The organism is Bradyrhizobium lablabi, assembly GCF_001440475.1.
Taxonomy (GTDB): domain Bacteria; phylum Pseudomonadota; class Alphaproteobacteria; order Rhizobiales; family Xanthobacteraceae; genus Bradyrhizobium; species Bradyrhizobium lablabi.
In genome coordinates this window covers 24,874-45,113 of the sequence record NZ_LLYB01000068.1, presented here as the reverse complement: position 1 = coordinate 45,113, position 20,240 = coordinate 24,874, and the positions used below count along the sequence as shown (strand labels likewise).

General features: G+C 62.8%; 19 protein-coding genes and 2 pseudogenes. 8 read left to right on the top strand and 13 right to left on the bottom strand.

What is annotated here, in order from left to right:
• The first annotated feature begins 76 nt into the window (after nt 1-76).
• Together CQ14_RS17130 and CQ14_RS17125 are read left to right on the top strand one after the other, a co-directional pair.
• Entirely contained in the window at nt 77-673 is a 597-nt protein-coding gene (locus CQ14_RS17130) for a histidine phosphatase family protein (protein WP_245320383.1), read from the top strand.
• A 35-nt stretch (nt 674-708) separates the two neighbouring features.
• A complete protein-coding gene (locus CQ14_RS17125; protein WP_245320382.1) occupies nt 709-1,062 on the top strand; it encodes a hypothetical protein in 354 nt (117 codons plus the stop codon).
• Nucleotides 1,063-1,073: 11 nt separating this feature from the next.
• On the opposite strand, the gene CQ14_RS17120 is transcribed toward CQ14_RS17125, so the two are convergent.
• The 5 genes and pseudogenes from CQ14_RS17120 to CQ14_RS47840 all read right to left on the bottom strand — a co-directional run.
• Nucleotides 1,074-1,730, bottom strand: coding sequence for a hypothetical protein (locus tag CQ14_RS17120; protein ID WP_057859037.1), 657 nt, complete (start codon nt 1,728-1,730; stop codon nt 1,074-1,076).
• 275 nt (nt 1,731-2,005) lie between these two features.
• Nucleotides 2,006-2,839: a hypothetical protein gene (locus tag CQ14_RS17115; protein ID WP_156435083.1), complete on the bottom strand. Its 834-nt coding sequence runs from the start codon at nt 2,837-2,839 to the stop codon at nt 2,006-2,008.
• A 152-nt stretch (nt 2,840-2,991) separates the two neighbouring features.
• On the bottom strand, nt 2,992-3,645 hold the full coding sequence (locus tag CQ14_RS17110; protein WP_057859035.1) for a hypothetical protein: 654 nt from the start codon (nt 3,643-3,645) through the stop codon (nt 2,992-2,994).
• Nucleotides 3,646-3,796: 151 nt separating this feature from the next.
• Nucleotides 3,797-3,940, bottom strand: coding sequence for a LuxR C-terminal-related transcriptional regulator (locus CQ14_RS47845; RefSeq protein ID WP_347337142.1), 144 nt, complete (start codon nt 3,938-3,940; stop codon nt 3,797-3,799).
• Between the two features lie 127 nt (nt 3,941-4,067).
• A pseudogene (locus CQ14_RS47840) lies at nt 4,068-4,229 on the bottom strand (response regulator transcription factor); the annotation flags it as partial.
• 259 nt (nt 4,230-4,488) lie between these two features.
• Between CQ14_RS47840 and lpxA the strand changes: the two are divergent.
• From lpxA to lpxB, 3 genes are read left to right on the top strand one after another with little or no spacing between them, the layout of a single operon-like run.
• The gene (lpxA, locus tag CQ14_RS17100) at nt 4,489-5,292 is read left to right on the top strand and encodes an acyl-ACP--UDP-N-acetylglucosamine O-acyltransferase (RefSeq protein ID WP_057859033.1); all 804 of its coding nucleotides are present in this window, start codon (nt 4,489-4,491) and stop codon (nt 5,290-5,292) included.
• Nucleotides 5,293-5,311: 19 nt separating this feature from the next.
• A complete protein-coding gene (locus CQ14_RS17095) occupies nt 5,312-6,169 on the top strand; it encodes an LpxI family protein (protein WP_057859032.1) in 858 nt (285 codons plus the stop codon).
• Between the two features lie 23 nt (nt 6,170-6,192).
• A complete protein-coding gene (gene lpxB, locus CQ14_RS17090; RefSeq protein ID WP_057859031.1) occupies nt 6,193-7,356 on the top strand; it encodes a lipid-A-disaccharide synthase in 1,164 nt (387 codons plus the stop codon).
• A 127-nt stretch (nt 7,357-7,483) separates the two neighbouring features.
• Here lpxB and CQ14_RS17085 read toward each other — a convergent pair whose 3' ends face one another.
• The 6 genes from CQ14_RS17085 to gltX form a co-directional block, all read right to left on the bottom strand.
• Nucleotides 7,484-8,815 (bottom strand): MFS transporter, encoded by a 1,332-nt coding sequence (locus CQ14_RS17085; RefSeq protein WP_057859030.1) that lies wholly within the window; start codon nt 8,813-8,815, stop codon nt 7,484-7,486.
• A 444-nt stretch (nt 8,816-9,259) separates the two neighbouring features.
• Nucleotides 9,260-9,622, bottom strand: a complete 363-nt coding sequence (locus tag CQ14_RS17080) for an SPW repeat domain-containing protein (RefSeq protein WP_057859047.1) — start codon at nt 9,620-9,622, stop codon at nt 9,260-9,262.
• Between the two features lie 155 nt (nt 9,623-9,777).
• Nucleotides 9,778-11,208 (bottom strand): type I glutamate--ammonia ligase, encoded by a 1,431-nt coding sequence (gene glnA / locus CQ14_RS17075; RefSeq protein WP_057859029.1) that lies wholly within the window; start codon nt 11,206-11,208, stop codon nt 9,778-9,780.
• A 183-nt stretch (nt 11,209-11,391) separates the two neighbouring features.
• On the bottom strand, nt 11,392-11,574 hold the full coding sequence (locus CQ14_RS42285) for a hypothetical protein (RefSeq protein ID WP_082649910.1): 183 nt from the start codon (nt 11,572-11,574) through the stop codon (nt 11,392-11,394).
• Nucleotides 11,575-11,874: 300 nt separating this feature from the next.
• Nucleotides 11,875-13,179, bottom strand: coding sequence for a citrate synthase (gene gltA / locus CQ14_RS17065; protein ID WP_057859027.1), 1,305 nt, complete (start codon nt 13,177-13,179; stop codon nt 11,875-11,877).
• A gap of 159 nt (nt 13,180-13,338) precedes the next feature.
• Nucleotides 13,339-14,763, bottom strand: a complete 1,425-nt coding sequence (gene gltX / locus CQ14_RS17060; protein ID WP_057859026.1) for a glutamate--tRNA ligase — start codon at nt 14,761-14,763, stop codon at nt 13,339-13,341.
• A 143-nt stretch (nt 14,764-14,906) separates the two neighbouring features.
• On the opposite strand from gltX, the gene CQ14_RS17055 reads away from it, so the two are divergent.
• Both CQ14_RS17055 and CQ14_RS17050 read left to right on the top strand, forming a co-directional pair.
• Complete coding sequence (locus CQ14_RS17055) at nt 14,907-16,589, top strand: glutamine--tRNA ligase/YqeY domain fusion protein (RefSeq protein ID WP_057859025.1); 1,683 nt, start codon at nt 14,907-14,909, stop codon at nt 16,587-16,589.
• 5 nt (nt 16,590-16,594) lie between these two features.
• Nucleotides 16,595-17,014 carry an SgcJ/EcaC family oxidoreductase gene (locus CQ14_RS17050; protein WP_057859024.1) on the top strand — a complete coding sequence of 140 codons (420 nt, stop codon included), beginning with the start codon at nt 16,595-16,597 and terminating at the stop codon, nt 17,012-17,014.
• Nucleotides 17,015-17,080: 66 nt separating this feature from the next.
• Here CQ14_RS17050 and CQ14_RS17045 read toward each other — a convergent pair whose 3' ends face one another.
• Nucleotides 17,081-17,404: a hypothetical protein gene (locus CQ14_RS17045; protein ID WP_347337141.1), complete on the bottom strand. Its 324-nt coding sequence runs from the start codon at nt 17,402-17,404 to the stop codon at nt 17,081-17,083.
• Between the two features lie 317 nt (nt 17,405-17,721).
• Nucleotides 17,722-17,979, bottom strand: a complete 258-nt coding sequence (locus tag CQ14_RS17040; protein WP_057859023.1) for a hypothetical protein — start codon at nt 17,977-17,979, stop codon at nt 17,722-17,724.
• Nucleotides 17,980-18,450: 471 nt separating this feature from the next.
• Here CQ14_RS17040 and CQ14_RS17035 point away from each other — a divergent pair.
• Nucleotides 18,451-20,240: pseudogene (locus tag CQ14_RS17035) on the top strand (ComEC/Rec2 family competence protein); the annotation flags it as partial.

Genomic DNA, 20,240 nt, shown 5'->3' with positions numbered 1-20,240 from the left:
TGCGTCCATTTTTTCGTGTTTGATCATTTTTCTGCTGACGTCGCCGCCAGGTTATGCGGCGGATCTGGATAGTCTGGTGTCGTCGCTGAAGGGCGGCGGCTATGTGATCGTGTTTCGCCACGGCGCCACCGACGACAGCCAGAAGGACGTCTACCCCCTGAAGTTCGACGACATGAGCGCGCAGCGGCAGCTGAGCGAGAACGGCCGCGCCATGGCGCGCGATCTCGGGGCTGCGCTTGCCAAGCTGGGCGTGCCGGTCGGCGAAGTCTACACCAGCCGGCTCAACCGTGCGGTGGAGACCGGCAAGCTGATCGGCCGCAAGGACGTGGCTGCGGTGGATGAATTGACCGACAGCGGCGCCGGCAGTTCGTCGGCGATGGCTAACCCCGACGGCAAGAACGCCAAGGTGGGACGCGCCGTGCGCGATCTCGTCAACGTGGCGCCGAAAGCTGGCGTCAACAATCTGGCGGTGACGCACAAGACCAACGTGGCCGATGCCTTCGGCAAGGAGTTTGCCGATATCCGCGAAGGCGAGGCACTGGTGTACAAGACCAGCGCCTCGGGCCCGGCCGTCCTGGTCACGCGGGGTGCAGGCAAGCGAGTGGATCGCGCAGGCCGGCAGCTAGATTTGGTCTCGCTGCAAGGGAACTTCGGCCCGCCCACAGGTTTGTAATTCCGGTGGAAGAGGTTGTTGCGGAGATGGGCCGCATGAAATTTCCTGGAGCCGCCGTAGCGCTGATCGCCTCAGCCGCTGTTTTCGCCGGAAGCGCAATGGCCCGTGATGATGGCCGCTACGCCAATTCCCCGCTCAAATCCTGGTTCGACAGCCTCAGAAGCGGAAAGGGGCCATGCTGTTCGGACGCCGATGGCGCCGTCGTTTCCGACGTCGATTGGGAATCGAAGGACGGTCATTACCGCGTCCGGCTCGATGGCCAATGGATCGATGTCCCCGACGATGCGGTCATCACCGTGCCGAATCGCGCCGGCAGGACAATGGTCTGGCCGATCAGGGAGACGCTCGGGATTTCGATCCGCTGCTTCCTGCCCGGCAGCATGACCTGACAGCGGCGATCTCAATAGTATTGCGTGGTAAAGAGCCCGTTCGCGCCTTGTGTCACGATGGCGCTGGTTTGCGCCCTGCCGGCAAAATCGACGGTGCCTGGCTTGGCGGAAGCCTTGGCGTAGTTGATGATCTGGCCTTTCGTTGCAGCTCCTTCGCTAACGTAGCATTTGGTAGTCACCGGCACGACATTGAACGTGTCGTTGGGTTCTGCCGTGAAGGTGGCAACCGGCGAGGGGACGCCGGGTACATCGCCGGTCAGCGCAAGCCCAAACAGATATCCATTGGACGCAGTAAAGTCGCTCGAGGCGATGATCCGGTAAGCCCCCGCGAGCGCGCCGCCCGGCGTCACCGTTCCGAAACCGGTCGGGACCGCGCCGATGAAGGGCACACTGTCCTGCTGCGCGACGTCGACCGCGGCGAAGCCGCTTCGGCCCATCGTCGCTCCCGCGGCGACGGGCATGACGGAGGTTGCCCAATAAGCGAATGTCGAATCCGGGTAGGTAATGGCATCGATGCCGTTGGGCAGAATGCCGTCGAAGGTGACCCAGGCATTGCTATAGACGACGGTCTTGCCGCCCCCGCCGGTCACCTGCGGCGGCTCCATGAACAGCACGTAGCTCTTGGCAAAGCCCGAAGAATTCAGCACCTGAACCGTATAAGTCGTCATCGTTTTGCGCCGCCGCTTGCGCGATCAGATTCCAGCAGGTTGAAGGCAGAGAGATTCACAGGTTGCTTTCGCTTGGATCTGCGTTGGCTTTGCCTCGTCGAACAGCGTCGGCCGTGTAGCTAACGCTCGCTCGAAGGTTGGAAGCGCCCACCGCCGTGAGATGGTGGTCTCACGGCGGCAGTGCCTGGAATCTGTTGCACGGCCGGCGTCGGACGTCGGGCGCGGGTCGATGGATCACATCACGGCGCGCGCCCGCCCTTGCCCTCGATGAATCGCTAGCGCTTCTCCACCTTCATCTTCACCTGACCGCCATGGACGGTCATTTCGACGCTGGCCGGCGTGATCTCCCCGGGACCGAGCGTGTAGACAAAGCTCGCCGTGGCGCGGGCCCTGTTCCCGATTTCATGAACGTCCGCTGTTCGCGACGGCTTGGCGCGGTGGCCCGCCGCATCGACCATGACCAGGGTGATGGCGGCGGCATCGAGCGGTGGAAGTCCGGTCGGCCGGGTGACCACGACATGCAACTCCGGTGCGCCCGACTCCGAATTGTGGGTGAGGTGAACGCCGACGATCTTGTCGGCTGCCTGAAGGCTCGTCGTCGATGCAACGGCCGGCGGTTCCATCGTCACTACACTCCCCGTTGTCGTCCACGTTTTCGATATAAGTATGGTGCCGCCGGGGGCGGTATTGATCAGCCTTCCTTCAAATGAGAGGTCGACACTATAGGTCTTTCCCTTCGAGATGTTGCTGAAACCGGGGGCGTCATACATCATGAAGTCGCAGCCGTCACCACGCTGGGGCAGGTACTGATCGATGGGATCCTGCGGACAGGCGCGGTGGCCATAGGCGGTGCAGCTTCCGGACGGGCAGCCGTCCTCGTTAAGTACATTGGGCTGAAGTTTCACCTGACCGCACAGAACGTGATCGAGCGTCGTGCCGTTCACCTTGAACGTGCCTTTCACCAACTGGCGGTACTCGCCTGGGGTGCAGGTTCCGCCGGGGTTGGAAAAGGTTGCGCTGACGTTGAAGGGCGCATTGAAATTTGTACCGGTTACCGTCGGCGCCACGTTCCCGGCTGGCGTTACAAAAGATGTGTAGCTGAGGGTCACTTTTACCTCCCGTGTTTTCGCGTATCGACCTGATCTGTTGAATCTCCCGCGTGGGTCTCGATGTTGCGGACCGTGTTGCGGCCGCTGGATCTCGATCCGCCGGCCGAGGCCGCGACGAACTACGGTCGTGGCGGCCCTGGCTGTCGAAATTCTCAGTAGTACTGCGTGGTGAAGAGCCCGTTGGTACCCTGCGTCACGACGGCGTTGGTCTGCGACCGGCCGGTGAAGCTGACGGTGCCGGCATTGGTGGAAGCCTGGGTGTAGTCGATGATTTGGCCGGGCACATAAGCGCCGTCCGCGACATAGAAATTGATCACGGGCGTGATGTTGAACGTATCGTTCGGTTCGGCCACGAAGGTGGCGACCGGCGAGGGGATGTTCGGCACGTTGCCGGGCCGCGCAAGTCCGAACAGATACCCGTTCGACGAATTGAAATCGCCCTGGGCGATGATCCGGTAAGAACCGCTCGCCGCGCCGCCCGCCGTGACCGGTCCGAAGCCGGTCGGCACCGTGCCGATGAAGGGCACGCTGTCCTGGGCTGTGATGTCGACCGCGGCGACGCCGCTCTGGCCCATCGTCGTACCCGGCCCCACCGGCATGGTGGCGGTCGCCCAATAGGCGAATGTCGAGTCGGTATAGGTGACGGTGTCGGTGCCGCCTGGTTGAATGCCATTAAAGGTGACCCAGGCGTTGGTGTAGACAACGGGCTGGCCGCCGGTGGACGTAACCTGCGGTGGCTGCATGAACAGAATGTAGCTTTTCGAGAAGCCCGAAGAATTCAGGACCTGAATGTTGTAGGTCGCCATGTTGCGTCTCCTTGAGCGGTTTGCGAGGAAGGACTGGTTGGAACCGGTGCCATCGGTTGCGATCCGTCATCGACCCGGTGATTCCGGCCTCAATTCATGGATTTGGTATACGCAGACACAACCTAAGGATGCTTCAAGGCTGGTGTCGCCGCTATGGCTCCGATGGCGTACTCGAAGCGCGAAGCGCGTGGGCGAACCGCATCAGCTCGGCCATGCTGTGGATTTCAAGCTTGCGCATCGCGTTCTCGCGATGCTTGCGTACCGTCAGCGGGCTGATGCGCAGCTTTCGCGCGATTTCCTTGCTGGTCAGTCCGTCGCCGACCAGTCCGACGATCTCGATCTCGCGCGGCCGCAGCTGCCAACCACCTGGGAAAAGGAGCTGAAGGCTTCTCCACGCCTGCGGAGGCCATCGCGTGCGCCGTCAATTGGGCCGTGGTTCTCAGGCCCAGTTTGCGCATGATGCTCGCGCGGTGCTTGCGCGCGGTGAATTCGGATATCTGCAACGCTTCGGCGATGCGCCTGCAATTCATCATCCTGCCGATCAGCGTCAGTACCTCTTGCTCCCTGCCGGTAATACGCGACATGCACGACACGCCAGCGACCAAACGATCTGCAGATGTGTCACAATGATATACAATCAATAGTTGATATCAGGTTTAGCGTCCAACGGCGCTGCGCCACTGACGTAACGGAGAGAGTGTCTTCGCGGCCACGTTTGGCCACCTGCGATGGTGCTGAAACATGGCGTAATCAGACGTCACTGGACAGCATTGAGCGCACGCGCTAACCAGCTGAAAATTCAACACATTAGTGAAAGCCCCGAGACTGCAATGAGAGTTCTGGATGACGATGATCGATCCAACCGCGCGGGTTGAGGACGGCGCTGTGATCGGCGAGGGGACGACAATCGGTCCCTATTGCATCATCGGGCCCAATGTCGTCATCGGCGCAAACTGCAAGTTGATCGCGCATGTGCACGTCACCGCGCAGACCACGATCGGCGACGGCTGCACGATTTATCCGTTCGTCTCGCTCGGCACGCCGCCGCAATCGCTGAGTTACAAGGGCGAGCTGACGAGGCTCGAGATCGGCGCGGGCTGCACCATCCGCGAATCGTCGACCATGAACGCCGGCACGGTTGCCGGCGGGGGCGTGACGCGAGTCGGCGAGCGCGGCTACTTCATGAACTGCAGCCATGTCGGACATGATTGCCAGGTCGGCAATGACGTGATTTTCGCCACTTCGGCGACGCTCGGCGGCCATTGCGAAATCGGCGATTTCGTCTTCATCGGCGGGTTGTCCGCCGTGCACCAGTTCACGCGGATCGGGCCGCAGGTGATGGTCGGCGGCGTCTGCGGCGTGCGCGGCGACATAATTCCATTCGGGCTCGCCAACGGCCAGTATGCGAGCCTCGAAGGGCTGAACATCATCGGCATGAAGCGCCGCAAGTTCACCAAGGAGCGGCTGGCGAAAGTGCGCTCGTTCTACCAGAAACTGTTTCACGGCCCCGGCATCTTTGCCGAGCGCCTGAACGCGGTGCAGCCGCTGGCCGGCGAGGACCCGGCGATCGCCGAAATCCTCGCCTTCATCGAGCAGGGCAAGCACCGTGCGTTGTGCCTGCCCGCCGACGACAGCCACAAACAGTGATGACGGGATCGCCGCAGCCATGATTTCAGCGGCAACAGACATTTCATCGCCGGTCGGCGTCATCGCAGGCGGCGGCGCGATGCCGTTCGCGGTGGCGGATTCACTTGCGGCAAGGGGGATCGCGCCGGTGCTGTTCGCGCTGCGCGGCGCCTGCGATCCTGCCCGCGTCGAACGCTTCCGCCATCACTGGATTTCGGTCGGACAGTTCGGTCGCGCCACAAAACTGTTCCGCAGCGAGGGCTGTCGCGACCTGATCTTCATCGGCACGCTGCTGCGCCCGGCGCTGTCGGAAGTCAGGCTGGACTTGGGAACGCTGCGGGTTATCGGCCATGTTCTCGCGGCGTTTCGCGGCGGCGACGATCATCTGCTGTCGGGGATCGGCCGCCTCCTCGAACAGGAGGGCTTTCGGATGGTCGGCATCAGGGATGTCGCGCCTGATATCCTGATGCCGGAAGGAAATATTGCCTGCGCCGCGCCCGATCCGGCCGCCATGGCCGATATCGCCAGGGGGCGCGAGGTGCTCGGCGCGCTCGGGCCCTTCGACATCGGCCAGGCTGTGGTCGTGATCGACGGGCACGTGGTCGCGGTCGAGGACATCGAGGGCACCGACGGGCTGCTGGCGCGCGTGGCGCGGCTGCGCGAGGCCGGGCGTATCAGAGCCAAGTCCGGCCGCGGCGTGCTGGTGAAGGCGCCGAAGAGCGGCCAGGATTTGCGCTTCGACCTGCCGACCGTCGGGGCCAAAACCATCGACGGCGCGGCCAAGGCCGGGCTCGCCGGCATCGCCGTGATCGCCGGCCACACCATTGCCGCTGACGCGCAAGGTATGATCGAGTCCGCGGACAAGGCCGGCCTGTTCATCCAGGGGTTGGCGGCGTGACGCCGTCTCGCGCGACCGCCGGGATGGAGCGGAGGATCTTTCTGATCGCGACGGAAGAGTCCGGCGATCGCCTCGGCGCCAATTTGATGAAGGTGCTGCGACAGCGCCTTGGCGACGGGGTGCAGTTCGAAGGCGTTGGCGGCCGTGCGATGGCGCGCGAAGGCCTGGAGTCGCTGTTTCCGATCGAGGAGCTCTCGATCATCGGGCTTGCCGCCGTCGTCAAGGATCTGCCGAAGATCCTCGGCCTGATCAAGGAAACCGCGATCGCGGTGACGGAAGCCGCGCCCGATATTCTCGTCATCATCGACAGTCCCGACTTCACCCACCGCGTCGCCAAGCGCGTCCGCGCCAAGGATCCGACCTTGCCGATCGTCGACTATGTATCGCCCTCGGTCTGGGCGTGGCGGCCGGGCCGGGCGCGGGCGATGCTGAAATATGTCGATCACGTGCTGGCGCTGCTGCCGTTCGAGCCCGAGGCCTATCGACGGCTGCACGGCCCGCCCTGCAGCTATGTCGGCCATCCCCTGACCGAGCAACTGGCCTCGCTGCGCCCGGACGCCGACGAGGCTGCGCGGCGGGCGGAATCGCCGCCGGTGCTATTGGTGCTGCCGGGCAGCCGCCGCAGCGAAATCCGCCACCACATGGCGGTGTTCGGCCAGACGGTGGCGCGGCTGCAGGAGCAGGGCACCGCGTTCGAACTGCTGCTGCCGACCATGCCGCATCTGCAGGAGACGGTCGTGGAGGCCGTGAAGGGCTGGCCGGTGCAGCCCCAGGTCGTCATCGGCGAGCAGGAGAAGCGCGCGAAGTTTCGGATCGCGCACGCGGCACTGGCCAAGTCAGGCACGGTGACGCTCGAACTGGCGCTGGCGGGCGTGCCGATGGTGACGGCCTACCGCACCGGCGCAATGGAGGCGTGGATTCTGCGCCGCGCGATCAAGGTGAACTCGGTGATTCTCGCCAATCTCGTGATCGGCGAGAACGTCGTTCCCGAATTCCTGCAGGAGGACTGCACGCCGGACAAACTCGCAGCCGCCTTGCGCGATGTGATGAGCGACAGCGACTTGCGCCGGAAGCAACTCGAGGGCTTCGCCAAGATCGACGGCGTCATGTCGACCGGCAACCAGCCGCCCAGCGTGCGCGCCGCCGATATCGTGCTGGCGACGATGTGGCAGGCTAAGGCGGGTTGATTTTTCTGCGAGCAGTCATCCCGCCTTTTCTTTTTGCGTGAGCATGATCTCCACGCAAACGCGTTCGCGTTTGTCGCGAGGGAGAAACCGCTACACGCTGTGCCGGATCGTGCCCTGGGCGGTCAAACTAGGCCGCCGTTTTCATCTCCTCGATCGGCTGCCAGATGCTGATCTTGCGGGTCTCCGGCATCAGGAAGACGGCAAGCACGAAGCAAACCGCAGGAACCAGGATCGGGTAGATCAGCGCGTAGCCGATGCTGCCGGTGGCCGCGAAAGCTGCCGAGGTGATGAACGGCACCAGTCCGCCGCCCCAGCCGTTGCCGATGTGATACGGCACCGACACCGACGTGTAGCGAATTCTGCCGGGGAAGAATTCCGCCAGGAACGCCCCGACCGGCCCGTACACCATCCCGACGTAGCAAACGAGGATGAAGATGATGAAGACCGCGACCGGATAGTTGATGTTGCCTGGCTGCGTGACCGTCCCCAGCCACGAATACAGCGGATAGTAGGTGATCGCCGCCAGTAACATGCCGCCCAGGATCACCGGCTTGCGGCCGATGATGTCGGACAGCCAGCCAAAAAAGATCAGGCTTGGCGTTGCAATCAGCAGCGCTGCTCCGACGATGTAGGCCGAGGTCAGCGGGTCCACCTTGGAGACTTGCTGCAGGAAGTACAACGCCCAGAACTGGCCGCTGTACCAAACCACGCCTTGCCCGATCAGCACGATGGTGGCGATACCTACGTATTTGATGTTGGAGCTGAGGAAGGCCTCCTTCCAGGGATTTCTAGTCATCTGGCCCTTGGCCTTTATCTCCTGGAAGATCGGCGTCTCCTGCAATTGAAGCCGGATGTAGATTGCGATGCCCACCAGCAGGAAGGACACCAGGAACGGGACGCGCCAGGCCCACGCGTCGAAGACCTGATTGCCGAAATAGGTGCGGGTTGCGATGATCACGGCCAGCGACACCACGATCCCGAGCGTAGGCGAGGTCTGAAGCCAACCGGTGTAGTAGCCGCGGCGCTCGTCCGGGACGTGCTCGGCGACATAGGTGATGGCGCCGCCATACTCACCGCCCAGGCAAAGGCCCTGGATCATTCGCAGACCGAAGAGGATGAACGCGGCGGCCAGACCGATCTGTTCGAAGGTCGGGATCAACCCGATAGCCCCGGTACCGATTCCCATTCCGCTGAGCGTCACGAGGAAGGTGTATTTGCGACCGACCCGGTCGCCCATCCATCCAAACAGGAAAGCTCCCAACGGACGAATGAGAAATCCGGCAGTGAACAGCGCGATCGTGCTGAGAAGGGCTGCGACCGGATGGGATTGTTCGAAGAACTTGACTGACAGGACCGCGGCCAGACTTCCGAAAATGTAGAAATCATACCACTCGATGACGTTCCCGACCGACGCGGCGACGATCACGCGGCGGAAATCCCGTGGGATTTGCATAGCCATGTTGTCCTCCTCTATTGCGTCCTATGCCCTCCTGTTTGCTTGCTGCGACGGGTGCGAGGTTTGCGCGGAGCGCTTATCCTCAGGGCGGTTTGAAACCGCCCGGGGCTCAAAACGGCTTTCAGCGCCGCGAGCCATGATTGCCTTTTCCCGTCAGCCCGGGAGCAAGGCGCGGGAATCATTTTAGTCTCTAAACAGGAGACGGCCTCATAAGACTTTTGGCTCAGTCAGGCCATAAAACGGTATCTCGGCGAACGGCGCCGTCGAGCACTCATCCGCCGGCGTCACCTCAACAAGAGGCGGCGCGTTGGGCGGCCGTTGCCGCGGCATCGAGGGTGGTGCGAATGGGTCCGCGCGGCACGCCGAACCAACCTGTCGCTCCCGACGTCACCGATGGACGGTCGCAGCGAGATCTTTCAGGTCAGGCTTCAGACAACCTCCTCGTTGTCAGTTCGCTGTTCGATGCCAGTGATCGTGCCACCATGTGGTGAAGTCGCGATCGGTCGCCAATTCCCAGACTGCAAACAGGATCACGACCAAACCTGACACCGCACTGTTTACCGTAGCTGATGTTGTCTCGTAGCCAACTGTCCAGGGCGCCGCCAGCAGGGCCAGGCCGAGGAGAATTTCTCCCCACTCCTCCAGATAGGACGGAATGATGAACCCCTCCAAGGCAAACAAGATAACGCATAACCCAAGCGCGACGGTGATCCAGGTGGCCGCCACGGTGAAACCGAGGACGAACGGCGACAAAACCAGCCAGACGCCCAGCACCAGGCTGGCAACGTCTTGCCAATGTCGAATGCGCATGAAGCTCACCTCCTCTGCGCAAGTCTCCCTGTGCATGTAGTAATGGTTTTTGGTGCGCCTAGTGCGACTGATGTGCGCAGGTGAGGATCCGCTGGCTTGCGGCGCGTGGTGTCCCTCCGGATCACGTCCCCGGCAGGCTTTCGCCGGAACGTGCACTAGATGTCGTAATAGAGATGAAATTCGTGAGGGTGGGGTCGCAGCCGGATCGGGTCGATTTCCTTCGTGCGCTTGTACTCGAGCCATGTCTCGATCACATCCCTGGTGAAGACCTCGCCCCGTAGCAGGAACGCGTGGTCGCTTTCGAGGGCGTCGAGCGCCTGGTCGAGCGAGCCGGGAGTCGACTTCACCTCTTTTGCTTCCGCGGGCGGCAGGTCATACAGGTTCTTGTCGATGGGGCTGCCGGGATCGATGCGGTTGTCGATGCCATCGAGGCCGGCCATCAACATCGCGGCGAAGGCGAGGTATGGATTGCACGAGGGATCAGGCGAGCGAAATTCGACGCGCTTGGCGCGCGGGTTCGGCGAATACATCGGTATGCGGCAGCAGGCCGAGCGGTTGCGCTGCGAATAGACCAGGTTGATCGGCGCCTCGTAGCCGGGCACCAGACGCCGATATGAATTCGTCGTTGGGGCACAAAGCCCGCATAGCGCCCAGGCGTGCTTGAGCAAGCCGCCGATGTAATAGCGGCCGAGCTCGCTCAGCTCGGCGTAGTCGGCCTTGCCGTAAAACAGGTTGGTCTCGCCATTCCACAGGCTCTGATGCACATGCATGCCGGACGCGTTGTCCTCGAACAGCGGCTTAGGCATGAATGTCGCGGTCATGCCGTTCTGGCGGGCGCTGTTCTTGACCACGTATTTGTAGATCATCAGGTTGTCGGCCATGCGGGTGAGCGTGGTGAAACGCATGTCGATTTCGTTTTGCCCACCGGTCGCGACCTCATGGTGATGGGCCTCGATCTGGATCCCCAGTGACTCCATCGTCAGCACCATCTCGGTTCGCAGATCCTGCATGCTGTCGGTCGGGGGGACGGGGAAGTAACCCTCTTTCGGGCGCGGCTTGTGGCCCAGATTCGGCTCTTCCTTTTTGCCGGTATTCCAGCTGCCCTCAATGGACTCGATTTCGTGGAAGGCGTAGTTGATGCCCTGTCCGTAGCGGACACCATTGAATACGAAGAACTCAGCCTCCGGGCCGAAATAACTGGTATCGGCGCGCCCGGTGCCCTTCAGATAGCTCTCGGCTTTCTGGGCGATGTAGCGCGCATCGCGGCTGTAGGGTTGTCCCGTCACCGGGTCGCGGATGTTGCAAATCAGGATCAGCGTCTTTGCCGGGGTGTACGGGTCGACGAAGGCCGTCGTCGGGTCCGGAACGACCAGCATGTCGCTTTCCTGAATCTCCTGAAAGCCGCGGATCGATGACCCGTCGAATCCGATGCCTTCATCGAGGCTGTCGCTATTCACCGCGCTCGGCGGGACGGAAAAATGCTGCCAAACACCCGGCAGGTCGGTGAACCGCAGATCGATCATCTGGACCTTCTCGTCCTTGATCGTCTTCAAGACATCTTCTGTTGTGGCGTAATTCGGAACCATGGCTTCACTCCTCAGCTGTGAGGGATGTCTTGAAGAGCACGCTGCCGACCGGCCTCGGCAAAATGGCTTCCGAGGATTTTTGGTCCATGCCGAACCCTCCGCAGCGCCACTTCCGCGCCGGCTTCGATCCGGCACGGCGACGTCGCGTTCACGCAAATCCCGTTTGCCTGCGCGCCGGCGGCCTCAGCTTTGGTGCGGCCCTCGCATCATCTTCATGGCGTCTTCGATATGCCGCCAGGTTTTGGCCATTTCGACATCGCCATTCGCTTCGAGCTCAATGGCATTCTGAGCGGCTTCCGCAATGGCTTTGGCGCCGTGTGCTTCCAGCAATTGCCGCGCATAATTGTGGATTTCGATTTCTCGCATGGCGTCACCCTCCTTTTGGTTCGCGATCGCAATTAGCAGTCGCGAGAACCGCAGACGTGGACACCTATCCAGCCTTCACAGTTTGCATCCTGGTGCGAGACGTTTGCAAGAGCCCATTCGGGCCATGAGATCCCGGAGCTGGGCACCAGTTGAGCATGATCCGGAAAGTGGATTGGGCCCCTTGGGGGGCGGCATCATCCTCGTAAGCCACGTTCCCGCAAACGAAAAATCCCGTCCAAAGATTTCTGATCTTTGGACGGGATGCTTTTGGGTCCGTTAGCTCGTCGACGATTTCGCCTGTTACTTCCGCTTGTCCATCGCGACGTAGTCGCGGCGGGCGACGCCGGTGTAGAGCTGGCGCGGACGGCCGATCTTCTGCTGCGGGTCCTCGATCATTTCGCTCCACTGGCTGATCCAGCCGACGGTGCGGGCGACCGCGAACAGCACGGTGAACATCGAGGTCGGGAAGCCCATCGCCTTCAGCGTGATGCCCGAATAGAAATCGACATTCGGATAGAGCTTGCGGTCGATGAAGTACTGATCGGAGAGCGCGATCTTTTCCAATTCCAGCGCCACCTTCAGCATCGGGTCGTCGCCATGGCCGGTCTCGGCCAGCACGGCGTGACACATCTTCTGCATGATCTTGGCGCGCGGATCGTAGTTCTTGTAGACGCGGTGACCGAAGCCCATCAGGCGGACTTCCGAGTTCTTGTCCTTCACCTTCGCGATGAATTCCGGAATCTTGTCGACTGAACCGATGTCGGCGAGCATCGCGAGCGCGGCTTCGTTGGCGCCGCCATGGGCCGGGCCCCACAGGCAGGCGATGCCGGCGGCGATACAGGCGAACGGGTTGGCACCGGAAGAGCCGGCGATACGGACCGTCGAGGTCGAGGCGTTCTGCTCGTGGTCGGCATGCAGGATGAAGATCTTGTCGAGCGCGTCAGCCAGCACCGGATTGATCTTGTATTCCTCGCAGGGCACCGCGAAGCACATGTGCAGGAAGTTCTCGGCAAAGGAGAGCGAGTTCTTCGGATACATGAAGGGCTGGCCGACGGTGTATTTGAAGGCCATCGCGGCCAGCGTCGGAACCTTCGCGATCATGCGCATCGAGGCGATCATGCGCTGCTTCGGATCGTTGATGTCGGTGCTATCGTGATAGAACGCGGCGAGCGCGCCGACGGCGGCGACCATGATCGCCATCGGATGGGCGTCGCGGCGGAAACCCTGGAAGAAGCGCGCCATCTGCTCGTGAACCATGGTGTGATGGATCACGCGGTAGTCGAAGTCTTTCTTCTGCGCCGGGGTCGGAAGCTCCCCGTAAAGCAGCAGATAGCAGGTCTCGAGGAAGTCGCCCTTTTCGGCGAGCTGCTCGATCGGGTAGCCGCGGTATTCCAGCACGCCGGCGTCGCCGTCGATATAGGTGATCTTCGACTGGCAGCTGCCGGTGGACGTGAAACCTGGGTCATAGGTGAACATCCCGGCCTGGGCATAGAGCTTGGCGATGTCGATGACATCCGGCCCTACCGTGCCGCTGAGGATCGGGAAATCGTAGGTCTTGTTGCCTACCGTGAGCGTTGCAGTCTTGTTGCTGGATTTTGCGTCCATCGTGAATCCCCGATGAAATCGTTACGAAAAACCGCGCCGCCCTGGTGCCATTTTTTAGGGCACGGACAGGGAGGCCGGATTGTCTAGAGGCGGCGGCAAATGGGTTAGCTTATTGCCCTGTGCACCGCAAGATGGACTGAAACCCGTATAAGGTAGGGGCTAGCCGGCCGCCTGATCGGCGAGCCGGGCCAGGCATTCTTCCCGCCCCAGCACGGCCAAAACGTCGAAAATACCCGGTGAAGTCGTGCGCCCGGTCAGCGCTACCCGGAGCGGCTGGGCGACGGCGCCAAGCTTGAGATTGTTCTGCTCCGCGAAATTCCGCATGGCGGTTTCGGTCGTCTCGGCGCGCCATTCCGTGACCGTCTCCAGCGCGGCCCGCAGCTTTCCGATCAGGGCCCGCGTCTCCGGGGTCAGCAGGGCGGCGGCCTTCGGCTCGATCTGCAGCGGCCGGTCGGCAAAGATGAAATAGGCGCCCGAGATCAGCTCGATCAGCGTCTTGGCGCGCTCCTTCAGGCTCGGCATCGCCCGCAGCAATTGTGCGCGTGTGGTGTCGTTGAGCTTCGCCTTGAGGTCGGCCCCTTCGGGGACGTAGTCGAGCACGCTCTCGAACTGGGCCACCAGCGCGCGGTCGTCCGCCTGGCGGATGTAATGCCCGTTGAGGTTTTCCAGTTTTGCGAAATCGAACCGCGCCGCGGAGCGCCCGATCGCCGGCAGATCGAAGGCGTCGATCATTTCCTGCGTCGAGAAGATTTCCTGGTCGCCATGGCTCCAGCCCAGCCGCACCAGATAATTGCGCAGCGCCGCCGGCAGATAGCCCATGGCGCGGTAGGCATCGACGCCGAGCGCGCCATGGCGCTTCGACAGCTTCGAACCGTCCGGCCCGTGGATCAGCGGGATGTGGGACATGTTCGGGATGTCCCATCCGAGCGCATCGTAGATCTGCTTCTGGCGCGCGGCGTTGATCAGATGGTCGTCGCCGCGGATGACGTGGGTGACGCCCATGTCATGGTCGTCGACCACGACAGCCAGCATGTAGGTCGGATTGCCGTCGCCACGCAGCAGCACGAGATCGTCGAGGTTCTCATTCTGCCAGACCACGCGGCCCTGGACCTGGTCCTCGATCACGGTCTCGCCGGTCTGCGGCGCCTTGAGGCGGATGGTCGGCTTCATGCCGGCCGGCGCCTCGGCCGGATCGCGGTCCCGCCACATTCCGTCATAGAGGCGGGTGCGTCCCTCGGCACGCGCCTTCTCGCGCATCGCGGTGAGCTCCTCCGCGGTGGCGTAGCAGCGGTAAGCCTTGCCGCTGGCCAGCAGCTGCTCGGCCACCTCGCGATGGCGGGCGGCGCGGCTGAACTGGTAGATGACGTCGTCGTCCCAATCGAGCTCGAGCCATTTCAGCCCGTCCAGAATGGCTGCAATGGCCGGCTCGGTCGACCGCTCGCGGTCGGTGTCCTCGATCCGCAGCAGCATCTTGCCGCCGCGCTTTTTGGCATAGAGCCAGTTGAACAGCGCGGTGCGGGCGCCCCCGATGTGGAGGAAGCCGGTGGGCGAGGGGGCGAAGCGTGTGACGACGGGTTCAGTCATTACCGGACAGGACAGGGGTGTGGAATTGGCGGTGGTGTATAGCAGGAACGGTGCATAACTAAAGCCTCCGCCACCGCAAAGTAGGCTTGGCTCACAGGGGCGAATTTGGCAGAAGGTTCGCCAATCCCTAACAGGAACTCAGGATGACCACAGAACCGGTAGCGGCAGAGGCGGGGCGCGATTTCATCCGCGACATCGTCCAGGCCGATCTCACCTCGAACAAGCATAGCCGGATCGTGACCCGATTCCCGCCGGAGCCGAACGGCTACCTGCACATCGGCCATGCCAAGTCGATTGCCCTGAATTTCGGCGTCGCGCAGGAGTTTGCCGGCAAGTGCCATCTGCGCTTCGACGACACCAACCCGACCAAGGAAGAGCAGGAATATATCGATTCCATCCAGGCCGACGTGCACTGGCTCGGCTATGACTGGGGAACCGACCTCTACTACGCCTCGGATTATTTCGACCGGCTCTATGACTGGGCGGAGGGCCTGATCAAGGCCGGCTATGCCTATGTCGACGACCAGTCGCAGGAGGAAATCCGCGTCAACCGCGGCACGCTGACGGAACCCGGCAAGAACTCGCCATTCCGCGACCGCCCGGTGGAGGAAAACCTCGACCTCTTCCGTCGCATGAAGGCCGGCGAATTCCCGAACGGCACGCGGGTGCTGCGGGCGAAGATCGACATGGCCGCCGGCAACATCAACCTGCGCGACCCCGTGCTCTACCGCATCCTGCATGCCGAGCACCCGCGCACCGGGACCAAATGGTCGATCTATCCGAGCTATGACTACGCCCACGGCCAGTCGGACGCCATCGAAGGCATCACCCATTCGATCTGCACGCTGGAGTTCGAGGATCATCGGCCGCTCTATGAATGGCTGCTGGACAAACTGCCGGTGCCGTCAAAGCCGCGGCAGTACGAGTTCGCCCGGCTGAACCTGACCTACACGCTGCTGTCCAAGCGCGTGTTGACGCAGCTCGTCCGGGACGGCCACGTCTCCGGCTGGGACGACCCGCGCATGCCGACCATTGCGGGCCTGAAGCGGCGCGGCGTGCCGCCGGCAGCAGTACGCGAATTCGTCAAGCGCATCGGCGTCGCCAAAGCCAACAGCGTGGTCGATGTCGGCATGCTGGAATTCTGCATTCGCGAGCATCTCAACAAATCGGCGCAGCGGCGTATGGCAGTGCTGCGGCCGTTGAAGGTGGTGATCGAGAATTATCCGGAAGGCCAGGTCGAGGAGCTCGAGGCCGTCAACCATCCTGACGATCCGGCCGCGGGTACGCGGAAAATTTCGTTCGGCCGCGAGCTCTATATCGAACGCGACGACTTCATGGAGAACCCGCCGAAAAAGTTCTTCCGCCTGTCGCCGGGCAACGAGGTGCGTCTTCGCTACGCCTATTTCGTCAAATGCACCGGCGTCATCAAGAACGACGCGGGCGAGGTGGTTGAGCTGCGCTGTACCTACGATCCCGCGACCAAGGGCGGCAACGCGCCCGACGGACGCAAGGTCAAGGCCACCATGCACTGGCTGTCGGCCAGGGATTCGGTGCCGGCGGAAATCCGCGTCTACAATCAGCTGTTCGCGAACCCGAGCCCGAGCGCGGCGAACTTCGCCGCCGACCTCAATCCGGAATCGCTGGAAGTGTTGCCCGAAGCCCGGATCGAGCCGTCGGTCGCAGCAGACAATTCCGGCGAGGTGATGCAGTTCGAGCGGCAGGGCTATTTCGTGCGCGACAAGGATTCCGCGCCGGGCAAGCCGGTGTTCAACCGCACCATCGGCCTGCGCGACACCTTTGCGAAGGAAGTCGGCGGGAAGGGCTGAAGGCGATGGGGACGTCCGAGCGCAGCGCGACCGACGACATCGTCTCCGGCATCATGGGTAGATGGGCGGTGGCGTTCAGCAAGCTGGACGCTCAAGCGCTGGCGTCGCTCTACGCGCGAAATGCCTTCTTCTTCGGCTCGAATCCGAACCTCTATCGCGGCAACGACGGTATTGCCGCTTATTTCGATGGGTTGCCGCGGTGGCAGTCGCCATCCGTTCAATTCACCGACGTCAGGACCGCGCAGGCCGCTCCCGACCTGATCAATGTCGCCGGCACGGCGTCGTTTTTCGTGGAAGAGGGCGCCGAACCGCTGACCGTGAAGATCACCTGGGTGATCGTCCGCGAAGACGGCGATTGGAAGATCGTCAGCCATCACGTGTCGTCGAAGACGCCGCTGATCGAGGCGCGTGCGGACGCCATCTAGTTAGTGCCAAGCGTCACAAGCGGCTGAAAGGGCCGATGCTCGCTCGATCGGCCCTTTTAGTCAGATCTACAGCGCAGGCTTGAGCGGTGTCCAATTCCATTGCGAATGGTATGTGCCTTCAGGGGTGGTCGCTGCCGGGCGGTGGATCATCATGCCCCCATCGGGGGCGTGGTCCGCATGCTCCGCCCTGGACAGGTGCATCGCGCATGAACGCATGTTGCCGCCGAGCATGGCCTCCTGGGCCTGCGCGACTTCCCTTTCTGCCGTGAACTTGCCCGGACCATCGGCCATGGCTTCGGTCGCGGATTCGGTCTTCTCGAGGTTCGCGCTGCTGCAGCCTGTCGTTTGCGCGGCGTAGGCTGGAACGACGGCACAGGCTACGGCAGCCATTGCGGCTGCTCCGAATAGCTTCTTGAGCATGTTCTTCCCTATCTGTTTTGAACAGACCCAGCGTCATTGCTGAATGCTGCAAGGGCATGATCGCTGATCCGCGAAATCGTTCGAATGAATTCCGCGCGATTCAGTTGTGATAAGCGCGTGGTGCAATCGTCTTATGCAAGGAGATGCATTTTCATTACGCGTTCGTAATGAACTTTCTCGCGGCGGCGATCTCCATGCTGATGCTGATTTGAACGCCGCACGCGATCTCGCATTTGTTCGGCGCTGCGGCATCGTTATCGCGACAGCACGTCGTCAGATTCTTCCCACTAGCAACCGCGGCAAATGCTCCGCAGCGATCTGGCAAGCTGGGCATCCTCCGACGTCATGGGTTCGTAGGGCTTTTGCTGTGCGGCCTGCTGGGCTTCTTGGGTTTTTTGCCGGGCTACGCGTGCCGCCTCCTGGCGCTGATAGCACGCCTCGCGCTCGGCACGCGCCTCAATGAAGCGGCATTGCTCGGCGGCCTCTGCGCTGGAAACCGTGGCAGTCAGCGCAATGGCAAATGAAAGGCTGGCCGGAAGTTTCATGTCCGCATTTCCCTTAAGGTCCTGGCTCGATCCACGCCGGGTGACTGTACAGGGAAACGACGCGCACGCCGAGCTTGCTCGCCGAATATCGGGGAATCTCTAGCGTAGGTCGATCAATGCCGGCGGAACGCTTCCGGTGATGTCAGATGTGTCATCGGAGAGGCGCCAGGCCGCTACTCCGAAGCATGCCGTGAGCATCAGAGCCGTCACAAGCAGAAGGGTGCACGAAAACTGGCTCACATCATACCCCGCAACCCGCCTCGATTTGCAGAGAGCACGTCCTGCCGAGTCGGAAAATGCAGTTGGGCTGACTTAACGACGGTTTTCCACGGCGGTTGGCAGGCCTTTCTCGCGTGCTGGGCGCCTGTGGAGTGGCAGTGCGTTTCTTCAGGATTCTGCATCCGTTCTGCTAGCAGCCTGGATGCAGCGTCCGGTAGTCTTGCGGTCTCCCCGAGATCGTAGGGTGTACGCGTGGCGGAGCAGGGCGAGACGTCTGGCCGGAAGCGCGGTTACGCCGGGACCTGGCCGCCGCGCGCAGCAGTGCCGGTCGGCGGCATTCTGCCGTCGCGGCCCGCATTCTGGCCGCCGCTGATCGAGGCCCTGCGCGCATGGGCGCGCGCCGAAGCCGGCGCCGGGCGGCTGCTGCCCTGGGTGCCGGTGGCGTTCGGAACCGGTATCGCTTTTTACTTCGCCGCCGATCACGAGCCCGCGCTGTCGGTCGCCGCCATCGTGGCGGTCGCGCTGTGCGCGGTGGCAGTGCTGTTGCGGCGGCAGAAATTCTTTCCCGTCGCAGTGATGATCGCAGCCGTCGCGGCAGGTTTTGCAATCGCGACCTGGAAGACCGCACGGGTCGCGCATGGCGTGCTGGCGCGGCCGATGTTTTCGGTGTCGCTGACCGGTTTTGTCGAAACGCGTGACATCCGCGAGCGCACCGACCGTTTTGTCCTGCGCGTCGTCACCATGGAGAGCGCACGGGGGACGACAAAACTCGAGCGCGTGCGGCTGTCGGTGAAGAAGGGGACGGCGCCGCCGGTCGGCAGTTTTGTCGAACTGAAGGCGCGGCTGTTGCCGCCGCTTTCGCCAGTGCGGCCGGGCAGCTACGATTTCAGCCGCGACATGTTTTTCGCCGGCATCGGCGCCTCCGGCTTTGTGATGGGCGCGATCAAGACCACCGAGCCGCCGGAATCCGGCGGGCTGCGCCTGCGCTATTCCGCGTTCATGCAGGGCCTGCGCGACACCATCGACGCGCGGATCAGGACCGCGCTGGAAGGCGACAAGCGGGCCATTGCGACGGCGCTGTTGACCGGGCGGCGCGATGCGATCTCGCCGCCGGTGAACGATGCGATGTTCGTCTCCGGCCTCGGCCATGTGCTGTCGATCTCGGGCTATCACATGGCCGTTGTCGCCGGCGTCGTGTTCTTCGCGGTGCGAGCGCTGCTCGCGCTATTCCCCGTGCTCACGGTCGGCTACGCCATCAAGAAATGGTCGGCGGCAGCCGCGCTTGTCGCCGCCGCGTTCTATCTGTTGCTGTCCGGCGCCGAGGTCGCCACACAAAGATCGTTCTTCATGACGGCCGTGGTCCTCATCGCGGTCATGGTCGACCGCCGGGCGATTACATTTCGCACGTTGGCGGTCGCCGCCCTGATCGTGCTGACGGTGGCGCCGGAAGCACTGGTGCATCCGAGTTTTCAGATGTCGTTTGCCGCCACGCTCGGGCTGGTGGCGCTGGTGCAGATCGGCATGCCGCGCCTGTTCGCGACCGCCGATCACACCGCAACCGCCCGCGCGGCGCTGTGGGGCGGCCGCGAGATCACGATGCTGCTGCTGGCCTCGCTGGTGGCGGGGCTCGCGACCACGCCTTACGCCGCCTTCCACTTCCATCGGGTCACGCCCTATGGCGTGCTCGCCAATCTCGCGGCGATGCCGGTAGTGTCGGCGCTGGTGATGCCGGCGGGGCTGCTCGGCCTCGTCGCGATGCCGTTCGGCTTCGACCGCCCGTTCTGGGCGCTCATGGGCGTCGGCATCGACTGGATGATCGCGGTAACGCAATGGGTCGCGGCGCTGCCCGGCGCCGTCGGCCGGGTGCCGGCGTTCGGCATCGGCCCGCTGATCGCGGCGAGCCTCGGCATTATCCTGCTCGGCCTGCTGCGCACACCGCTGCGCTGGTCAGGCGTAGCGCTGGTGCTGGCGGCCGCGCTGTGGGCGGCGAGGGCGCCACAGCCGGATATTTTGATCTCCGCCGACGGCCGCCATGTCGGCGG